Consider the following 2501-nt stretch of genomic DNA (forward strand, 5'->3'; position numbering starts at 1 on the left):
GCTCTCGGCAGCCGGCTACTACCGCACCGAGGGACTGCACTGGGACGCCACGACCTTCCAGGGTGAGCCGTTCAAGTACTTCGCCTACGGCGCGGCCGTTGCCGAGGTCGAGGTCGACGGGTTCACCGGCGCCTACCGGACTCGCCGGGTCGACATCGTCCACGACGTCGGCGACACCCTCTCCCCGCTCGTCGACCTCGGGCAGATCGAGGGCGGGTTCGTGCAGGGTGCCGGGTGGCTCACGCTCGAGGACCTGCGCTGGGACACCAGCGACGGGCCCGGCCGCGGCCGGCTGCTGACCCAGGCGGCGAGCACCTACAAGCTGCCGAGCTTCTCGGAGATGCCGGAGGAGTTCCACGTCACGCTCTTCGCCGACGCCACCGAGGAGGGCGCGGTCTACGGCTCCAAGGCGGTCGGCGAACCGCCGCTGATGCTGGCGTTCTGTGTGCGCGAGGCGCTGCGCAAGGCCGCTGGCGCCTTCGGGGCCGCCGGGCGCACGGTCGAGCTCGCCTCGCCCGCCACCCCGGAGGCCGTCTACTGGGCGCTCGACGCGGCCCGCCGCGGAGCCGAGCCGCAGCTGCGGCACGAGCGCGGGGGCACGCCCCCGCGCGAGCAGGCGGTGGCCGGCGCGCTGTCGGTGGACGGGCACGGTACGGCGGACGGCGACGGGCAGCGGCCCGGGACCCGCGTCGCGCGGGAGCCAGCGCTGAGCGCGGAGCGATGACGTGCAGTGGCTGCAGGCCGTCGAGCGGCTGAGGCGCGACCGCGCCCCGGGTGTGCTGGTCACGCTGGTCACGGTGCGCGGGCACGCCCCTCGTGAGGCGGGCGCCAAGATGGTCGTCACCCCGGACCGCACCTGGGACACCGTCGGCGGTGGCAACCTCGAGGCCACTGCCGTGGAGCGCGCGCGCCGGATGCTGGCCGACGGCACCCGCGAGCCGCGGCTGCTCGAGCTCGGCCTGTCCGACAAGGCACCGGCACCAGAACGACTGCACGGGTTGCAGTGCTGCGGCGGCGAGGTCACGCTCCTGCTCGAACCGCTCGCCGTCGTGCCTGCCGTCGCCATCTTCGGGCTGGGCCACGTCGGGCTCGAGCTCGCCCGGATCCTCGCCCGCCACGACATCGAGCTGCACCTCGTCGACAGCCGGGCCGACCAGCTCACCGACGAGCGCCTCGCCGTGCTCGACGACGCGACCGCCCACGTCCACGTGCACCACTCCCGCGTCCCAGAGATCGTGCTGGGCGAGGTGCCCCCCGGCACCCACGTGCTCGTGATGACGCACGACCACGCCGAGGACATCGCGCTGTGCGATGCCGCGCTGCGCTGTCGCCACCTCGGATCGATCGGGCTGATCGGCTCGTCGGCGAAGTGGAGCCGGTTCCGCCGGCGCCTGCTGGGCGAGGGGCACCCCGAGGCCGACCTGGCCCGGATCACCACGCCCATCGGCCTGCCCGGCCTCAGCGGCAAGGAACCGGCCACCATCGCCGTCAGCGTCGCCGCCGACCTCGTGCGGGTCTTCGAGTCGGAGCGCGCCGCCGTGGAAGTGCCCCGATGAGCCCGACCTTCCGCACCCTCTACCGCGTGCGGGTCATGGACACCCCCGACGACCCGTTCGCCGGCGGCCGGCTGCGCGCCGACGAGGATGCCGGGATCGTGGTGCACGACGGGACGATCCACGAGCGCGGCCCGTTCGCCGAGGTGCGGGGCCGCCACCCGGACGTCGAGGTCGTCGACCTGCGGGACGGCATACTCCTGCCGGGGTTGGTGGACACGCACGTCCACTACCCGCAGGTGCGGGTGATCGGTGAGCTCGGCATGCCGCTGCTGGACTGGCTCCAGCACTGCGCCCTCCCGGAGGAGGCACGGCTGGCCGACAGCGGGTATGCCCGGTCGGTCGCCGCCGACTTCGTGCGTGGCCTGCTCGACGTGGGCACCACGACGGCGCTGGTCTTCGGGTCGCACTTCGCGTCGGCGGTCCACGAGGTGTTCACCGAGGCCGCGCGCGTCGGCCTGCGCATCACCACCGGCCTGGTGGTCAGTGACCGGCTGCTCGAGCCGGAGGCGTTGTTGACCACCCCCGATGCTGCCTACGAGGAGTCCTGCCGGCTCGCCTCCCGCTGGCACGGTGCCGGTCACGCCAGGTATGCCGTGACGCCCCGGTTCTCGTTCTCCGCCAGTGACGCGATGCTGGACGCCTGCGCGTCGGTGCTGAAGGACGTTCAGGGGGCGTGGTTCACCTCGCACGCCAACGAGAACCTCGCCGAGATCGAGTCCGTGGCACGGCTCTTCGGCGATGCACACGACTACGTGGACACCTATGACAAGCACGGCCTGGTGGGACGGCGGTGCGTGCTCGCGCACAACGTGCACCCCACCGACCGCGAGCTGGCGCTGCTCGCGTCCCAGGACGCCACCGTGGCGCACTGCCCGAGCAGCAACGCGGCACTGGGCAGCGGGCTGTTCCCGCTCAAGCGCCACCTCGAGCACGGGGTGCGGGTCG

3 protein-coding genes are annotated in these 2501 nt (G+C 73.2%); all 3 read left to right on the forward strand.

Annotated features, from left to right (window positions below):
- On the forward strand, positions 1-724 hold a 724-nt coding region (locus tag VFL99_RS05695; RefSeq protein WP_325105366.1), incomplete at its 5' end, for a molybdopterin cofactor-binding domain-containing protein.
- A 1-nt stretch (position 725) separates the two neighbouring features.
- On the forward strand, positions 726-1556 hold the full coding sequence (xdhC, locus tag VFL99_RS05700; protein WP_325105367.1) for a xanthine dehydrogenase accessory protein XdhC: 831 nt from the start codon (positions 726-728) through the stop codon (positions 1554-1556).
- Positions 1553-2501: guanine deaminase (locus VFL99_RS05705; protein ID WP_325105368.1), on the forward strand; the 949-nt coding region annotated here is incomplete at its 3' end. The genes xdhC and VFL99_RS05705, both read left to right, overlap by 4 nt.

The organism is Segeticoccus sp. (assembly GCF_035708005.1).